General features: G+C 66.7%; 14 protein-coding genes and 6 pseudogenes. 9 read left to right on the top strand and 11 right to left on the bottom strand.

Features of this window, described 5'->3' with window-relative positions:
• Window positions 1–111 precede the first annotated feature (111 nt).
• Window positions 112–2,682, bottom strand: coding sequence for a Pls/PosA family non-ribosomal peptide synthetase (locus OHB56_RS02790; RefSeq protein WP_406351433.1), 2,571 nt, complete (start codon window positions 2,680–2,682; stop codon window positions 112–114).
• A gap of 258 nt (window positions 2,683–2,940) precedes the next feature.
• Between OHB56_RS02790 and OHB56_RS02785 the strand changes: the two genes are divergently transcribed.
• The gene (locus tag OHB56_RS02785) at window positions 2,941–3,246 is read left to right on the top strand and encodes a hypothetical protein (RefSeq protein ID WP_406351431.1); all 306 of its coding nucleotides are present in this window, start codon (window positions 2,941–2,943) and stop codon (window positions 3,244–3,246) included.
• Here the strand turns inward: OHB56_RS02785 and OHB56_RS02780 are convergent.
• Both OHB56_RS02780 and OHB56_RS02775 read right to left on the bottom strand, forming a co-directional pair.
• Entirely contained in the window at window positions 3,243–3,611 is a 369-nt protein-coding gene (locus OHB56_RS02780; protein WP_388446451.1) for a hypothetical protein, read from the bottom strand. The genes OHB56_RS02785 and OHB56_RS02780 overlap by 4 nt on opposite strands.
• A 468-nt stretch (window positions 3,612–4,079) precedes the next feature.
• Window positions 4,080–4,397: a DUF6221 family protein gene (locus OHB56_RS02775; protein WP_326756676.1), complete on the bottom strand. Its 318-nt coding sequence runs from the start codon at window positions 4,395–4,397 to the stop codon at window positions 4,080–4,082.
• 46 nt (window positions 4,398–4,443) lie between these two features.
• Between OHB56_RS02775 and OHB56_RS02770 the strand changes: the two are divergent.
• Window positions 4,444–5,047, top strand: a pseudogene (locus OHB56_RS02770) (transposase family protein); the annotation flags it as partial.
• 33 nt (window positions 5,048–5,080) lie between these two features.
• On the opposite strand, the gene OHB56_RS02765 reads toward OHB56_RS02770, so the two are convergent.
• Entirely contained in the window at window positions 5,081–5,794 is a 714-nt protein-coding gene (locus tag OHB56_RS02765) for a S1 family peptidase (RefSeq protein WP_326756677.1), read from the bottom strand.
• An 85-nt stretch (window positions 5,795–5,879) separates the two neighbouring features.
• Between OHB56_RS02765 and OHB56_RS02760 the strand changes: the two are divergent.
• Together OHB56_RS02760 and OHB56_RS02755 are read left to right on the top strand one after the other, a co-directional pair.
• Window positions 5,880–5,984 (top strand): annotated as a pseudogene (locus OHB56_RS02760) (IS5/IS1182 family transposase); the annotation flags it as partial.
• 17 nt (window positions 5,985–6,001) lie between these two features.
• Window positions 6,002–6,211: pseudogene (locus OHB56_RS02755) on the top strand (IS5/IS1182 family transposase); the annotation flags it as partial.
• Window positions 6,212–6,382: 171 nt separating this feature from the next.
• On the opposite strand, the gene OHB56_RS02750 reads toward OHB56_RS02755, so the two are convergent.
• Window positions 6,383–8,884, bottom strand: a complete 2,502-nt coding sequence (locus OHB56_RS02750) for an MGH1-like glycoside hydrolase domain-containing protein (RefSeq protein ID WP_406351428.1) — start codon at window positions 8,882–8,884, stop codon at window positions 6,383–6,385.
• 328 nt (window positions 8,885–9,212) lie between these two features.
• On the opposite strand from OHB56_RS02750, the gene OHB56_RS02745 reads away from it, so the two are divergent.
• Complete coding sequence (locus OHB56_RS02745) at window positions 9,213–9,575, top strand: hypothetical protein (RefSeq protein ID WP_406351426.1); 363 nt, start codon at window positions 9,213–9,215, stop codon at window positions 9,573–9,575.
• A gap of 81 nt (window positions 9,576–9,656) precedes the next feature.
• Here the strand turns inward: OHB56_RS02745 and OHB56_RS02740 are convergent, their stop codons facing one another.
• Window positions 9,657–9,989: a hypothetical protein gene (locus tag OHB56_RS02740; RefSeq protein ID WP_406359319.1), complete on the bottom strand. Its 333-nt coding sequence runs from the start codon at window positions 9,987–9,989 to the stop codon at window positions 9,657–9,659.
• Here OHB56_RS02740 and OHB56_RS02735 point away from each other — a divergent pair.
• Window positions 9,933–10,076, top strand: a pseudogene (locus OHB56_RS02735) (IS5/IS1182 family transposase); the annotation flags it as partial. The gene OHB56_RS02740 and the pseudogene OHB56_RS02735 sit on opposite strands and share 57 nt — an antisense overlap.
• Window positions 10,077–10,129: 53 nt before the next feature.
• On the opposite strand, the gene OHB56_RS02730 reads toward OHB56_RS02735, so the two are convergent.
• Together OHB56_RS02730 and OHB56_RS02725 are read right to left on the bottom strand one after the other, a co-directional pair.
• Window positions 10,130–10,771, bottom strand: coding sequence for an NADPH-dependent F420 reductase (locus tag OHB56_RS02730; RefSeq protein WP_406351424.1), 642 nt, complete (start codon window positions 10,769–10,771; stop codon window positions 10,130–10,132).
• A gap of 213 nt (window positions 10,772–10,984) precedes the next feature.
• Window positions 10,985–11,123 (bottom strand): annotated as a pseudogene (locus OHB56_RS02725) (IS110 family transposase); the annotation flags it as partial.
• A 299-nt stretch (window positions 11,124–11,422) separates the two neighbouring features.
• Here OHB56_RS02725 and OHB56_RS02720 point away from each other — a divergent pair.
• Window positions 11,423–12,175: a helix-turn-helix transcriptional regulator gene (locus tag OHB56_RS02720; protein ID WP_406351423.1), complete on the top strand. Its 753-nt coding sequence runs from the start codon at window positions 11,423–11,425 to the stop codon at window positions 12,173–12,175.
• A 228-nt stretch (window positions 12,176–12,403) separates the two neighbouring features.
• Entirely contained in the window at window positions 12,404–12,913 is a 510-nt protein-coding gene (locus OHB56_RS02715; protein WP_406358893.1) for a DoxX family protein, read from the top strand.
• A gap of 192 nt (window positions 12,914–13,105) precedes the next feature.
• On the opposite strand, the gene OHB56_RS02710 is transcribed toward OHB56_RS02715, so the two are convergent.
• From OHB56_RS02710 to OHB56_RS02700, 3 genes and pseudogenes are all read right to left on the bottom strand, one after another.
• Window positions 13,106–13,288, bottom strand: a complete 183-nt coding sequence (locus tag OHB56_RS02710) for an integrase core domain-containing protein (RefSeq protein ID WP_406351421.1) — start codon at window positions 13,286–13,288, stop codon at window positions 13,106–13,108.
• Between the two features lie 347 nt (window positions 13,289–13,635).
• Complete coding sequence (locus OHB56_RS02705; protein WP_406351420.1) at window positions 13,636–14,094, bottom strand: DoxX family protein; 459 nt, start codon at window positions 14,092–14,094, stop codon at window positions 13,636–13,638.
• Window positions 14,095–14,596: 502 nt separating this feature from the next.
• Window positions 14,597–14,815 (bottom strand): annotated as a pseudogene (locus tag OHB56_RS02700) (IS6 family transposase); the annotation flags it as partial.
• 119 nt (window positions 14,816–14,934) lie between these two features.
• Here OHB56_RS02700 and OHB56_RS02695 point away from each other — a divergent pair.
• The gene (locus OHB56_RS02695) at window positions 14,935–15,504 is read left to right on the top strand and encodes a PadR family transcriptional regulator (RefSeq protein WP_406351418.1); all 570 of its coding nucleotides are present in this window, start codon (window positions 14,935–14,937) and stop codon (window positions 15,502–15,504) included.
• The last annotated feature ends 12 nt before the right edge of the window (window positions 15,505–15,516 follow it).

Below are 15,516 nucleotides of genomic sequence, written 5' to 3'. Positions count from 1 at the left end.
CGTGGCCACCCTGTCCGTCGCCGCCGATCAGACCGGTTCCTCTGCGGTCGTCGCTGTCGGCAGACCGGGCTGTCCGGCCGGTTGAGCCGGCCTGACCAAGGTGGTCCTGTGCTACTCCTGCCGCGCCAGTGCCGGCGGCTGACCGGGGGCATCGCTCATCTCCGTGGCTGGGTTGCCACCCCACCGCGCGTTCTGCGGGACTTCCTCGCCCTTCATGAGGAAGGAGTCGGGTGCAAGTACTGAGCCGTCACCCATCGTCACTCCGTAGTGGACGTGGGAGCCGACACCGATGGTGCATCCGTTTCCTATCGTGCTGCGGTCGGACTTGAAGGTGCCGTCCTCCTGAGAGTGGCATTGGACCTTGCTTCCCGCATTGAGGGTGCAGTCGCTCCCGATGGTGGTGAGCATCCGCTCCGTCAGATAGCAGCCGTCGTCAAAGATCCTGCTGCCCAGCCGGACCCCCAGGAGCCGCCAGATCATGTTCTTGAAGGGGGTGCCGTTGAAGATGTTGAGGTACTCGTCAGGAACCTTCCACAGACGCTCGTGCCACCAGAAATAAGGGTCGTAGATGGAGCACACCTGCGGTCGCAGCCCGCGGAAAGCCACGATGGCACGCTCCACCAGCACGAAATAGAGGGGGGTGAATGCCAGGGTGGCCACCAGGAATGCCGCGATCGCCACATATTCGAAGGAGCCGTACAGTTCAACATCCGCGAGGGCGAGTACCGTGATGACGAAGAAGAAGAAGAACCGTACGAGCAGGAAGAGGACCATCGACCGGATGTTGAAGCGGTTCTTGGCGGCGAGGTTGCGGTGCAACTCTGCCCCGGCCCGCATGTGGTCGAACCGCAAGTCGCGCTCCACCGACCGGGGAATCTCGAAGCACGGCGAGCCGAGCAGACCCACCCCCTCGCGTACCTCGCCATCGAGCGGAACCATCACCTTCGTTGCGAGGAGACAGTTGTCGCCCGTCTTCGCTCCAGACGGATACACGATGTTGTTCCCGAGAAAATTGTGCCGCCCGATCGACGCGCGGGACACCCGGAAAGACGTGCTCGAAAAGTCGGCATTGACGATCGACAGGCCGTCAGCGATCATCGTACCGCTGCCGACGGAGCACAGATACGGGGTCTCGTGCTGTACTTCCGTGCCGAAGTTGGACCCGGTTTGCTCCACCTGGGACAGGTCGTATCCAAGGCCACGCAGATAGTGGACGATGTAGGAGCTGTCGCCGAAGAGCCAGGTGAAGAACTTCACGTTGGTGATGCGTGCGATCGCCCGGTGCATTGAGTAATGAAAGCCGTACAGTGGATATACCTTGCCCGGCTTGACGAACAAATTCAACAGGCGTGGCACGGTGAACAGAGCGACGATGCCCACGACGACGAAGCTGAAGAACAGAATGCAGGACAAGATCAGCGCGTCGACATAGAGCTCAGACGACACGAGCCCCGTCCCGCCCGGTCCCAGCCGGTCGTTCAGCGACGGGACTTCTGTCAACAGCATGTACAGGCCCCCGACGGCCAACGGCACGGAGAGAAAGAACAGCTGGCCCACTGTGGCGAGGCCGAAGCCGACCCGCCGCAAAGTGCCGCACCTGGCGGGAGGGATCCGCACGTAGTCGAGCTCAGTGCGCTGAGCCGGAGATCCGTGCCACCGTTGGTCGCCGGGGACCGCCTGGTTGCTGTGCAGTGATGACGCATGACCGAGTTGCGCTCCGTCGCCCATCGACGTGGCAATGTCGAGCACGGTCTTCTCGCCGATGAAAACATTCCGGCCAAGGGTGACCGGGCCCGTTTGAATACGGCCGGCGTGCGCCCGGTAGCAAAGGAAGAACGACTCCTTGCGGATCACTGTGCCGGCGCCGATCGTGAGCAGGTCGGTGCAGACCGGAACGCTGCGCGAGAGAATCGTGACACCCGTGCCGATGCGTGCGCCGAGCGCCCGTAGGTAGAGCACATACAGGGGATTGCCGACGAAGAGGACCATCGGGTTGGCATGGAGCAGCACCTTGACGGTCCAGAAGCGCAGATAAGTCAGACCCCAGACCGGGAACGAGCGTTCTTTCCACCGACCGATAAGGGTCCATTTGGCCACGATCGGGAAAGTGCACATGCCGACGAAGCCGGCACCGCCGAAGATGACTGATCGCAGGTAAATATCCGCCACATTTGAGCCGACGGATATCCAGGCATAACCACGTGCGGCGAGAATCGCAGCGAGGAAAGAATATCCTAGGAAAAGTAGGAACTGTAGCGTTCCGCAGAGGATGTACTGCAGCGTATTGACTGGATTCACTGCTTCCGAGGATGCTGGGTCCGGCGGGCTGACCGGGGCGGGTGTGGCGGCGATACCGGTTCCGGCGTCGGTGAGCGCCACCGCCAGGCTGCGGATCGTCCGGTAACGGTAGATATCCTTTATCGACACCGACGGAAGATCCGCCCGCTTCCTGACGCGTGCACAGAATTGCGCCATCACCAATGAGTTAGCGCCGAGGTCATCGAAGAAATTACTGTCGACCGGCACCTGCTCGACGCGCAGGACGCCGGCGAGTATCTCGGCGAGATCCCTTTCCGTGTCTGTCGGCGAGCTTTCTTCTTTCGATGGGTTGTGTGTTCTGTGTTCGGTTGCTTCAGATTCATCCGGCACGGTCGTCAGGGACTCGGCAGACTTCTCCAGCATGCAAGCTCCTTGAGTACTCACGGAACCATCACGCTCTGGCCTCTTTTGTCCACCGGCGGGGCTCCTCGACTCGATCACGGTGGCGCGACACGAGGAGTCGTCGATGCCTGAGAACTCGGTTGCCACAGCCTCGATGCCGGGTATGCAGAGCAGGTTCGTGTTACTGAGATGGAACTCGTGGTGTCGTTTCTTTGCTCGGCTCGGATTCACCGAATGGGTTCCCGAGATACCGTTCGTCGTTCTGTGGGTCCCGGTGCGGTGACCGAGATCGCCCGGATCGAGAAGCGACGCCGCAAACGCGCGGCGGTAAGTGGTGAGGACCCCCATCGGATTCGGGTCCTGATCTTGTGCGACGTTGAGGTGGTGGCGGAGAATGCCCGACTCATCGAACGACTGGGGCATTCCGGAGGGGGTGTGCCGGCGCTGCCGGTCCTCTCCGGCCCCGGACTGTCGGCAAGTACGCGGGAAACGCACGGCGAGGTGCTTCTCGACTACCGTCTGCGCATCAACGGCGAGGCAGGCTGTGGCGGAATGACTCTGCCGCGGCCCGTGAAGCGGACCTAGCTGCGGCAGTACCGGTTGAACGCCTGGCGGTACGCAGCGTCGTACCCGGACCTGTATCCGTCGCGGTAGCCGCTTCGGTAGTCACGGTTGCCCTGACGGGTCCGGTCGTCGTAGTTGTCGCGGTAGTCGCAGTGGCGACCGTCCCTGCGCCCGTCGCGGAGCCCGTCGCGGAGTCCGTCGCGGACGCCGCGCCGATAGTCGGCGATTGAGGTGGGCGCCAGAGCCTGGCCGGCCTCCGGTGCCACTGCGGTCGGGGTCTGGGGAACGGCGGCGGAGGCTTGCGAGACCGTGGTGAGTGGGAGCGCGAAGGCGGTTGCGAAGACGAGCGGACTCACGAGCGAGACCGCAATCCTCTGTGCACGCATGACGATCTCCTTCCGGTGGCGAGGCTTCGGGGAAATTTGACTGCACTACCGAGGCGATGGGAGAAACCGGGTGTTTGCTGCAGACGACGCTGCGCGAAGGGGAAGGTGGTCGCGTACCGGTAGTCACCTCGTGTTCACTGTGCCCTCTACGCAAGAGCGGGGTTTGCTCATGACGCGGCCTTCATTCCTTAGTACCTCACTTTCGCCCGCTTGTCCTGTTTTCGACAACATGTTTGGGTGTGGGTGAGTGGCGGCATGGCAGCGGATGGGCTTCAGTGGAATCGCGACATGTCTGTCCTGGTAGTGAGGGTGGGCGGGGTGGGGTCTGTCGTGCTCGCGGTCGGCTCGAAGCTTCTGGTAGGAGTTCAACACCCCAAGTCGGTGGTCGTGAGCAGTTCGTGACGGGCGGTGACTCCTTTCCGACCTCCGGCGGCAGGTTGGAAAGGGCTCCTTGTGCGCTGCGCCGCCTCAGGCCCGTGCGGGGAAGTCGGGGTGGCCGGTGTAGGGCGAGGCAAGGTCACGCAAGTCGTCGCTGGGCGAGGGGTCACGGACGTGTCGGGCCAGGATGCGTCGCTTGGCCTCGATCTCGCGCAGGACGCGGGCCGGGTCGTGCAGAGCCACATGCAGGGCAATCGTGGGGTGGAAACCGGAGAGGTCGACCTGGCAGAAGTCGACCGTATGTCCGTGGGCAGACCATTCCCCGCATCCGTCGCCGTCGCAGCGCCGGGCCAAGTCGGCCTCCTCATCCAGTCGTGCCTTGAGGAACCTCACCAGGTCTTCATTCATGGGAACATTCTCGATGTTGTGCCAGGCGCCATGGAACGATCTTGTGGTGGCTGGTGTGATCGCGGCGTCGGAACCGTTCCGGATGGCCCCGTTCACCGGGCTGAGTCCCCGTCTGTTCGGCAAGCCGGTGTCCGCACTGAGGCGTGAGGGTGCGGACGCTGTGCGCAAGGGCCGGCCGTGGGGCCTGCCGTTGGAAGGCCGGGTGCTTCTGGTTGTGGCTTGCCGGCGGACGAGCTTGACGCTGCGGCAACTCGCCCCGCTGTTCGAGTCTCCAAGTCGGCCGTGGACCGCATCATCGACCACCTCGGGCCACTTCTCGCGCTCCGGTCCCGCCAACGGTTCCGTGAGGACACCGTGCTCATTGCGGATAGCACCTTGGTCCCCACGACATGATCATCCATGGGGGTGCGTTGACCACTTGAGCTCGCCACAGTTGCTCGACCAACCATCAGGTCGTCATCGATGCCGATACCCGCATGGTCGTCGTCGTGGGCCGGCCCCTGCCCGGCAAACGCCACGACTGCAAGGCGTGGGAGGAATGCGGTGCCAGAGCTGCCGTCGGCAAGACCCTCACGATCGCCGACGGCAGTTCCCTCGACACCGGCCCCCTCATGCCCCACCGCCGTCGCAAGGGCGAAGACCTGCCCGACCGGAGCTTCGCGCGCCCGGTCGGCCCGGCCGCCTCAGTAGACGCTCAGGCCGTACGCCGACAGCCACTCGGCCACCGGTTGGTAGTAGGTGAAGCCTCCCGAGCTGCAGTTCCCGCTGCTGCCGACGATGATGCCGATAGCCGTGCCGCCCGAGAAAGCCGGACCGCCGGTGTCTCCGGGCTCGGAGCAGATGGTGGACCGGAAGAGTCCGTATACGGTTCCCCCACCGTAGTTGATGGTGACGTTCACGGCTTGGACGATCCCGCAGCGGTATCCGGTGGTCCGCCCGACGTGGCATATCGATTGGCCGACGACGGGATTCGCCGCATTGGTGATGTCGCGGGTGCCGGCGTCGGTCCCCAGTGAGACCTCGCCCGGGTAGGCGACCGCCGTATTGGTGTACCTGACGCTCGCGTAGTCATTGCCCGGGAAACTCACCCCTGCGGTGACGCCGACGCCGACGGTCAGGGCGGCGTCGGCGTACCAAGTACTGGCGCCCTGGGCGCACCGGCCCGAAACGAGCGCGTACAGCGCGGAGCCGGAGCGGGCGTTGAAGCCCACGGTGCAGCGGGTGCCGGTGCTGTAGAGGGTGTCGCCCCCGCGCACCGCGACGGCTGCCTGTTGCCCCGCTGGCTCCCCGGCATGGGCGGCCGATCCGATGGCGGCGGACCAGCCGAGGAGCAGTGCCAGTACGACGACGACCCGGACGACGGTTCGGAGGGGTCTTTCGGAACGTAGGGGACTCACGGCGGCCTCCTATGGCATGAACCTGCCATTGTATGTCTCCCGGACTCGGGTGGTCAGGCCGAAAGCCGCCAACCACAAGGCGCGTGGACAAGAGTTTGTCCCGCAGCCCATCCGGTGGAGGGTCGAGCAGACGTACGGGGTCCTGATACTGCACCGGCGCTTGGTCCGCGACTACGAACACCACCCGGCTCCTCCGCCTCCCGCGTCCGCAAGGGCACCGCCCACGGCCCCGGCCCGGGCAAGACCCGCTGGGCCGCCGAGCGCACCTTCGCCGGGCTCCACCAGTTCGAACGACTGCGGACCCGCGACGAGATACGCGCCGACCTCCACCTCGGCCTGCTCCAACTCGCCTGCAGCATCGTCTGCTTGCGGCGTCTTTGCACCTCATTCCGAAACGATCAGTCAGGTCGTCACTGACCCGTGCAGTGTCGGAAGGCTGCGGGCCCCTCGAACGCTGGTGATGCCTTGATCTTCCGAGCGGCCGTCGACCGGTACCTTCGCCAGGATCGTCCTTGCGTACGCAAGGCTTCCGCTCCCTGTCGGCCCGGGGGGCCTGCGCCGTACGGCGACAGTGCTGTGGTGGTTGCGTCAGTCGGCTTGTGCTCGGGCGACGACGCTGGTGACGAATTGCTCTGCCTTCTTGCCCCGGGACCGGACCAGCAGGCGTAAGGGCTGCGGCAGGTGGTGGGTCAGGCCGGTGGGAGCTGTCACCAGCCAGCGTGTGCGCAACGTCTTTCCCGCCTTGAGGGTGGTGGGGTGGATCGTATGTTGGGGGAGGGCTTTCCAGTCGTCGGGTACGAGTAGTTGTGGGCCGACGACTGTGGTGGTTGTTGCTGTGACGGTGGTGGTGACCTTTACGGCTCTGCCCGGCTCCACGGGGAGGAGGCCGTTTGGTGGTGTCTCGATGGTGAGGGTGAGCCGAGGGTCTTCTGTGCGCCATGACTGCCAGGCGGCGACTCCCACGGCGCCGCCTGAGGTGCGTATGGCGGTGAGTCTGAGGGCGGTGGTGGTGATGGCCCTCTCCAGGAGGATCCGGTTGAGGGTCCCCGGCCGGGGGGTTTGCGGGGTGCGGTGTTGGCCGGGCAGGGTATGCCATCTGCCGTCCTGGCCGAGGCGTTGGAGTTCGTAGGAGTCGGGGGTGCGGACTCCGCCGTCGTCGTCGTAGAAGGAGATCCGCAGGTCCGATACGGGTGTGGGTACGCCGAAGTCCACGGCGAGCCAGTCGCTGGCATTGGAGCTGTCGTAGTTGGTCCACCGCGATGACGGTGTGTCGAGGTGGAGGTCCTGTCCGTCGATGGCCTTGGCCGGGCTGTCGAGGGGGAACGTGTACGAGGCACGCGCGAGGGGATAGCCCTTCTGTTCTACGTTTGCCAGGTCGTCGACCTCGCGGGGCAGGGTGTGCTGCCCGGTCTTGCTTATGGTGAGCGTCACCGGCTTCAGGTCGGCCTGCCGGTGTATTTGCCGGCCGTTCAGCCAGACGCTCAGGCCGGCTCCGTGTCCGTAGTGCCGGCCGCTGCGGTCGAAGAACACGCTGAGGTTGTGTCCGTGGTAAGGGAGGTTCTCCACGGCGAAGTGATTCCATTCGAGCGGTACCAGTGGCGCAACGGCAACGGTGGCATCGGGCTGGGAACGGATCCCGAGCAGCCCGGACAGGACCAGGTCGTTGAAGGTGGAGTGGTTGTAGTCCTCACTGTGCCCGCGGCCGTCGTAGATCCAGTGGTCCTCGTCGGGGTGGTGCGCCTCGGCAACATACGGCTTGCCGTCTTTGCGATGGGTCAGGGCGTAGGCGCGGAGCACGGCGTAGTAGTCGCTGCGGTCGACGTGGGACTGGGCGGGGTAGTCGATGAGGAGGTTGGCCAGGGCGGTGAGCGTCTGGCTGGTGGCGAACGGCCAACTCGGACCGTTCCAGCGACAGCAGCCTTCGAGTGCCTGATACATGAACCACGGGCTGCGCCGCTCGACCGTGGTGGGACCGAAAGGCGCAGAAAACCCCTCGGGATCGCGTAGTTGGGCCCATGCCGCCGCGTTGCCCGCCGGCGCCATGTGGAAGTACCACGGCAGGAAGCCGATCTGCTCGCGGTCGGCGATCCTGCGCCGCTCGGGATTCCTGTCACGCATGACGTGCTTGTAGAACTGGTCTTCCTCGTCCCACAGCCAGCGCTCCTGATGCACCTGCAGAGCACGGGCACGCTCGTCGTAGCGGTCGGCCTTCGCCTCGTCGCCTCTGTGGCCGCGGTACCGCAGGAGCGCGGCGATCGCCTTGGCGTCGCCGTACTGGTAGGCATTGAGAGTGGGGCGGAATCCCTCACCACCGTGGTACGGGTCGTCGCTCTGGTAGGAGCTCGCGGTGTACTCCATCGCGTCCCACACCGGTGTCTGCCAGTAGAGACCGACTTCGTCGTCGAACTGCGGAGCCCATCGCCTCCACTGACGCTCCAGCCCGTCAAGCAGACCCAGGGCATGTTCCCATCTGCCGTCGGTCGACGCCCGGGCCACGACGGCGTCCGCGATCCAGAAGGAGTACTGGTGTGCCCAGTCGGTGGTGTTCTTGTTGAGGAAGTCCGTGGCCGGTTTGGGTCCTGAGCCGCTGCCGCGCAGCCAGTAGCCGATGTAGTCGTCCAGGTAGCGATGGTCGCGCAGCCAGCGCGCCTCGCGGATGTGGTGAGCGGCAGCGGCATTGATCCCGCCGTGCGGCGCGGAGTAGCCGACCGGACCCAGAAACTCCGAGAGAATCCACCCCTCCCGGGGCCCGGTGTACTTCAGGGCATGCTTGATCACGCGCCACCGGTAGTAGTAGGTGTCCCGGATCGCGGCGTCGGGCAGGTCGACGAAGGGGATGTTCGCCTCGTACCACTCGGCTTCCGGCAGGTCTCCCAGCAGTGACTGGTGGTCCAGGAAGGCTGTTCCGGGGCCCACCGCCGGATACAACGGAGACGCGATCGATCGCTTGCCGGCCGCGGGCGCCTCGCCTGGATGGCTGCCCGGTGCACTCACGCGTGCGGTCGCGCCGGGAGGCACCGCACTGCTCAGGGCTACCGCGCCCATGGCCGCAGCGCCGCTGCGAAAAAGCCGCCGACGATCGAGGGCCATGCGAGTACTCCTTCTGCGAGAACAAGTGGACAGGGCTGCCCGAGCGTCTGACGGACAGTGCCTGACAGCGTTGTCTGCCAGAGGTTCTCGGCTCAGAGTGCCATGAGACGGGTCCACAGCTGAAGAGTTTGTGCAACGTTAGAAAGACAGATCCTGTACCCGGCCGGTGCCCTCACCAAGCGACCGCACGGCTTGGGCGCCGGGCTGCTGCCGTACGTCCTCGACACGGTGCCGGCCGAACCGGGGCCCGCCGGGCAAGTCGCGGCCCTCGGCGCGACGCTGGAACACATCGCGGCGAACGAGGCTCCGCCGAACTGGCCGTCACCAGGTGGCCAAGATCAACCGAACTGCGGGGGCGCCCGCGATGCTCGCCGAGACCGAGGCTCTTGACAGGGCCAAGACATTCCTGTCGGAGCAGAGCCCGAGGACGACATCTCACGCGGTGCGTATCGCCGAGGACGCCACCGTGGTCGATGGCGGCCGCCTGATCGCTGTCCGGGACACCAGGGGATTCCTCGACAAGGACAACGACATGATGCGGCTCGGAGGGAACCTGCCCGTGGCAGTCGATCTCAGCACCGGAGTCTGCTCTTTCGCCTGTGCCGTTCGGGAACTCGTCGCTGCTGGTCATGCTGCATGTCGGTACTCGTTGATGACGCCGCCGAGTACTCGGGTGCGTCGGATCCGGTGAGCGGTCAGGCCGGTCACGGGTGCCGGATGCTCCTGAGTAAGGGGAGGAAACTGTCCTCGAGCCTGGTGCGGGCGATACCGGTTAGTGGTGACGGGCGTAGGCGTCGAGGACGTGCCGGACGTGAGTCTCGTTCCGGATCAGCAGATGGTCCAGGGCCTCGCGCGGCAGGGTTTTGATGCCCCGTTCGCGGTGGGCGTTCATCCGAGGAGCCCGCGGCGCGGTCCTGACGACCTTGATTTCCTCGGCTGCGAAGACCGCTTCGAAGGACACGGTGTACTTCGCGTCCCGGTCCCGGACCAAGAAGCGCAGGGACTCGAGGCGCACGCCCGACTCGACGGCGAGATTGCGGGCCTGCCGCACCGTCCTGATGAAGGGCTTGGCCGTTCGCGGAGCGGCCCGACCTCCAAGATTCACCTCGCCGGGGAGAGTGGCCGCCGCCCCTTGACCCTGCTGATCACCCCTGGTCATTGGGGCGACAGCCCGCAGTTGCTCCCGGTCCTTCGGGGTGCTGTGCAGACCTGGAGCCTACGACGCCATGATCCGCCGGACAGACCCTAGGGGAGGAGGGCGATGCCGCTGGACCAGCCGAGGCCGAGCCGCTCCTGGCTGGCCATGTGAAGGAACTGGAACGCTTCGAGTTCCCGTGCCCGGCGCAGCGGTCCGACATCGAGGGGGCGCAGGCCGGCCGAGGTGACGACGGCGGCCACGGTCTCCCTGGCTGCATCGTCGTCACCTGCGATGAACACGTCCAGGGGCCGGCCTGCCACCTCGCCGGAGGCCAGCGGGCCGGCGAAGGTGGTGTTGAAGGCCTTGACGACACGTGCGTCCGGTACGGCCGCTGCGATCTCCTCCGCTGCCGAGGTGCCGGGCGGTACGACCAGCGAGTCGAAGGTGCTGAAATCCACGGGATTGGAAATGTCGACCACGACTTTGCCGGACAGCGCGGCGCCGAGGGAGGCGGCCACTTCACGCCCGGCGGGATAGGGGAGGGCGAGCACCACGACATCCGCGGCTGCCGCGCCTTCCGCGTCGCTTGCCTGGACGTCTGCCCCGCTCATCGCCTCGGACAGGGAAGCGGCCAGTTCTTCCGCCTTGCCCGGGTTGCGATCATGGAACCGGAGCGAGTGACCGCCCGACAACACCCGTGTACCGATGCCCCGGGCCATGTTCCCGGCCCCGACAATGCTGATGATCACTTGAGGTTCCCATCTGACGTGAGGTGTTTTCCTCACACCCTCACATCGGCGAGCGGGCCGTGCCAGTGCCCACCGCTGTCCGGGGCAGCACGGTCGACCCTGGAGGCCGGGACGACCAGCGCATGGTGATTCCGCCGTACGGCCGTGAACGCGCAGGTCGGATTCGACGAGCCTGCGGCATCCGGCCTTGCGCAGTGAGGCCGGGGAACCTTAGTGCTCCAGCAGCCAGGTGACGGCGGGGGTGGTCCAGACGCGGCCCGAGGACGCGTTCCAGGCGGGGGTGGAACTGGGTGAGCAGGCCGCGCATCCGGTTGCCGGCGCGGGTGGCCTCGGCAGCGAGGTCCTGGCCGAAGGACTGGGTCAGGAAACCCGGAGGGCTGACGAGGTGGGAAGCGATGTCGAACCCCGGGCTGGTCACCCAGGCACCGAGATCGGCACCGTGACCAGGATCGAGTGGAACGGGTGGTCATACGGGCCGGCGAGCGAGGCGCTGACCGGACGCTTCGCCTGAAACTGTGCCTCATCAGCCATCGCAACCTCCTCCACTTTCACCAATGAAGATTGGACTTATTGAGGGAGGGCGTCCATACACGCAGGACAGAGGGCCCCATGAACACTTGTGCTCACGCAGATGAGAGTTACCGTGGTCTTGTGGCTTCCGATCAGACAGCGCAGCCCGACGCGGTCGGCAGCGCCATAGACTCCGTCAGCGTCCTGAGCGAGTACTCACGGCGGCGCATGTTCACCTTCATCCGCCGTGCGGGCCGCGCCGTCACCCGCGACGAGGCAGCCGCCAGCGTCGGTATATCCCGCAAGCTCGCGGCCTTCCACCTCGACAAGCTCGTCGACGCCGGTCTGCTGAGCGCCCGGTACGAGACGCCCGGCGGGATACGCAAGGTCGGCAGACGGCCGAAGGTGTACGAGCCCACCGACGCCCAGATCACCGTGAGCATCCCCGACCGACGCCACGAACTCCTGGCGGACCTTCTCCTGGACGCCGTCCTGACCGAGGAGGCCGACGAAAACGCCGCGCAGGCGGCGGTGCGGACCGCCGAACAGCGCGGCCGGCAGATGGGCGAAGCCGCGCGGGAGGAAATCCGCCCAGGGCGCCTGGGCCCCGAGCGGGGGCTGACCGCCTGTGAGTGGCTGCTGGACAGGTACGGCTACGAGCCCGTCCGAGAAGGCCCAACCCAGCTCCGGCTGCGCAACTGCCCGTTCCAACCGCTGGCCGCGAAAGCCCCCGACCTGGTGTGCGGCATGAACCAGGCCTTCCTCAGCGGCTACCTCACCGGCCTGCAGGTCAACGGGGTCCAGGCCGTCCTGGCCCCCGAACCCGGCGAATGCTGCGTGCGACTGGGCCCGAACGACACCGATCGTGATGACCAGCTACTCCAGGACCACTGACGCGACACCGGCAGCCTGCTCCCGCGGGCCACCGCCCAGATCGACGCTGCCCGCAGCGAAAGGGTCGGATGAGGAGGGGGCTCGCCCGCGACACCACACGGGGCTCATCCATCACCGGTGCTCGACGTCCGGTCGAGCTGGGGGAAACGCCCGTTCTGGCGTTCCAACCGGAGCATTGCCATGTTGATCAAAAGCATCCTGAACCCTCCTGCCTCTTCCACGAAACCGATGGCGCATCGCACCACCGCGCCCACGACGACCGCCGCCGACTTCGGCCTGCTGCTCATCAGGCTGACCTTCGGCCTGCTGCTGGCCGCACACGGGGCTCAGAAAGTCTTCGGACTCTTCGAAGGCCAGGGCCTGACGGCGACCGGCAAGGGGTTCGCGGCCCTGGGCTACCGCCCGGGAGAGCTCTTCGCCGTGATCGGAGGGATGTCCGAGTTGCTCGGCGGCCTCGGTCTGGCCCTCGGCCTGCTGACGCCGCTGGCGGCCGCCGCCCTGATCGGCGTCATGATCAATGCGATGGTCACGGTCACCGGCGCCCACGGCCTGTGGGAGACGGACGGCGGCGTGGAATACAACGTCTGTATCGCTGTCGTCGCGCTGGCCGTCGCTGCCATCGGTCCGGGCCGGCTGGCTGCCGACCGACCGTTCCGCTGGGGCAAGGGAGGCTGGAAAGAGGCAGCTTTCGCCCTCGGCCTGGGCGGCATCGCCGCCGCGATCACGCTCACCCTGTAGGCGCAAAGTGCCCACCCGTGGCTCCCGCTGCGCGCCGTCGAGGGCCGTGTGCCAGGCGCTCCTGCGCTCGGCCATGCCGTTCCCGCTGAGTGAGCAGGCCACCGGGACACCGCGCCACCGAGGTCGCTTCCCGGGAGTGGACACCGGGTTCTACGCGCCGAGTTGTAGCGTACGTGACATGATCATCTGCTGCTAGAACCCGATCGGGGTGAGGTCGCCGAGCGCGGAATGGCGGCGGCGCCGGTTGTAGTACGACAGCCAGCGGAAGACCTCCAGCCGTGCCTGTGCCTTCCAGGCCCGGCGTCGTCCCTGAACCAGTTCCCGCCGCAGGCTCTGGAGGAACGACTTTGCGAGAGTGTCAATGAGTGCGCGCACAGATCCGGAGACGTGCCGAGTTGCTTGAGGACGCGGCTTTCCAGCAGCGCCTGAGCCGGGGAGGCCGAGGGGCGGGGTGGCTGGTGCGAAGGCCGGCGCGGCCAGATGGCCCGCTGTACTAGGCAGTAGCGGCTTCCCGGGGCTTGCGGAGGTGCTCGCCCCAGGCAGCTGCCCCCTGGAAGAGGAGGTTCAGTCCTGTGCCCGCGCCTCGGCTCTCGGTGCTGCCTTCCAGCCCGGCAGCAGGAGAGTCGCACCCTCTCTCGCGTGGCGCCCGCTCAGGCGCGACGGTGTCCTCCCCCGAGGGGTGAGGACCGGGGGAGGACGCCGCGGGGTGGGCCGGTGGAACGTCAGGCGGCGACCGGGGTCCGTTCGGCCGTGCGCTGTTCCGCGGGCCGCGTGCCGTTGCGGCGGGTGAACAGCCGGTCCAGGCCGAAGGCGCCGGAGCCGGTGAACACCAGCAGGAACATGGCCCAGCAGTACATGGCCGCGCCCTCGCCGCTGTTCTGGAGCGGCCACAGGGCCTCCGGCTGGTGCACGCGGAAGTAGGCGTAGGCCATGGCGCCCGACGATATGAACGCGGCGGCCCGGGTGCCCAGTCCGAGCAGGACCAGGCCGCCGCCGACGAGCTCGATCACGGCCGCGTACCAGTGGGGCCAGGCCCCGGGCTCGGCGGTGCCGCCGCTGCCGCCCGCGCCACCGAGCACACCGAACAGTGCGGCGGCGCCGTGGCAGGCGAAGAGCAGGCCGACGACGGTGCGGAAGAGGCCGAGAGCGTACGGCTGGGCGCTGTTGAGGCGTCCGGACATGTGGGGGGTCTCCTTCGGTAGACCGGTCCGGAAGGGACCGGGCCGGGGGCGGCAACCGAGTCGAAACCCCGCACTGATGCACCCAGTTCATGCATGGCAAATACACCATTTGGTTTGGGGGCGACGCGGAGATGAAGGGTCAACCGCTTGCCGTCACGGGTGGATACGGCTCGACATCCGCCCTCGCACTCAAGGGTGTAGTCAAACGCACACCCAGAGTCATAGTCTGCTGCCAGGTGTCGCTACGCGCGAGCCGAGCCGCCAAGCGTGTCCGCGCCACCCGCTCGGTTCGGTCTCCGCCGCCGTCCTCGGCCGGACCCCCTGCCCCGTATCCGGCCGCCCCGCGGCCGTCCCCGGTGCCGGACGCTCCGCCACGCGCGCGTGCTCCAGTCGCATCGGATCACCCGCGATGGCGTTGTCACGTTGGTGAGTGCGTGGGTGTCTGATGGTGCGTTGGGGTGTGATGGGGCCGGGTTCCGGGCCGGTGGCCGGTGGCCGGTGCTCAGCCCTGGGTGGGCAGGCCGATGTTCTTGATGATGTGGCCCCAGAGGGTGAACCGGATGGTCATCTCGAGGCGGTGTTCGGTGGCGGTCATCAGGTGTCGGCGGGGCCGGAAATGGGGTGAGATGCCGCTGAACACGGACGGGAACCGCTGGGCCGCGCCAACACCGCGGAAGCACTTCATGGCCCGTTCGCGCCGCCGGGTGGGCTGGTGGCTGTTCCAGCCACCGAGGTCGCGTTCGCCATGGAAGCGCCGCTGCCGGGGAACGGGGGGTGACCCGTGTCTCATCCGGATGCGGTGGCTTGTATATGCAACTAATTGCATATGAGGATCGGGGTATGGCGCTCGAACACGCGATCCTCGTCTCGCTGATGGAGAAGCCGGGCTCGGGTTACGAACTCGCTCGCCGGTTCGAAAGATCGATCGGGTACTTCTGGACCGCGACCCACCAGCAGATCTACCGCGTGCTCGGGCGCATGGAGGGCGACGGCCTCCTGGACGTCCGTGAAGTGCCGCAGCAGGGCCGGCCGGACAAGAAGGAGTACTCCGTCGCAGCGCCCGGCCGCGCGGCGCTCTCCGCATGGCTGCACCAGCCCGTCGAACCGGAGAGCATCCGGCACGAGCTCGCCGTGAAGATCCGGGGCGCCGCCTTCGACGACCCGGCGGCACTGATCTCCGAGGTCGAGCGGCACCGCAAGGCGCACAGTGACCGGCTCACGCGCTACCTCACCGGAGAGCAACGGGACTTCACCGGGCCCGAAGCCCTCCGGCCGCTGGACACCGGCCGGGAACTCCAGCACGTCGTCCTGCGCGGAGGCATCGCCTTCGAGCGCATGACTATCGCTTGGCTCGACGACGTCCTCGACACCCTCCACCGGCTCCGCGCCGAACGGGCCGGCACCACCTGACCCCATGTGCCC

It is taken from the genome of Streptomyces sp. NBC_01635 (genome assembly GCF_045209715.1).
GTDB classification, from domain to species: domain Bacteria; phylum Actinomycetota; class Actinomycetes; order Streptomycetales; family Streptomycetaceae; genus Streptomyces; species Streptomyces hirsutus.
The sequence above is the reverse complement of the archived record's forward strand: the minus strand, read 5'-3'. Positions and strand labels throughout refer to the sequence as shown.

What these genes read in the sequence shown, in the direction of transcription:
- OHB56_RS02705 (WP_406351420.1), bottom strand. Translation starts at nt 14,094, where the DNA reads ATGTCCGGACGCCTCAACAGCGCCCAGCCGTACGCTCTCGGCCTCTTC.
- OHB56_RS02780 (WP_388446451.1), bottom strand. Translation starts at nt 3,611, where the DNA reads ATGCGTGCACAGAGGATTGCGGTCTCGCTCGTGAGTCCGCTCGTCTTC.
- OHB56_RS02750 (WP_406351428.1), bottom strand. Translation starts at nt 8,884, where the DNA reads ATGGCCCTCGATCGTCGGCGGCTTTTTCGCAGCGGCGCTGCGGCCATG.
- OHB56_RS02790 (WP_406351433.1), bottom strand. Translation starts at nt 2,682, where the DNA reads ATGCTGGAGAAGTCTGCCGAGTCCCTGACGACCGTGCCGGATGAATCT.
- OHB56_RS02775 (WP_326756676.1), bottom strand. Translation starts at nt 4,397, where the DNA reads ATGAATGAAGACCTGGTGAGGTTCCTCAAGGCACGACTGGATGAGGAG.
- OHB56_RS02715 (WP_406358893.1), top strand. Translation starts at nt 12,404, where the DNA reads ATGGCGCATCGCACCACCGCGCCCACGACGACCGCCGCCGACTTCGGC.
- OHB56_RS02695 (WP_406351418.1), top strand. Translation starts at nt 14,935, where the DNA reads ATGGCGCTCGAACACGCGATCCTCGTCTCGCTGATGGAGAAGCCGGGC.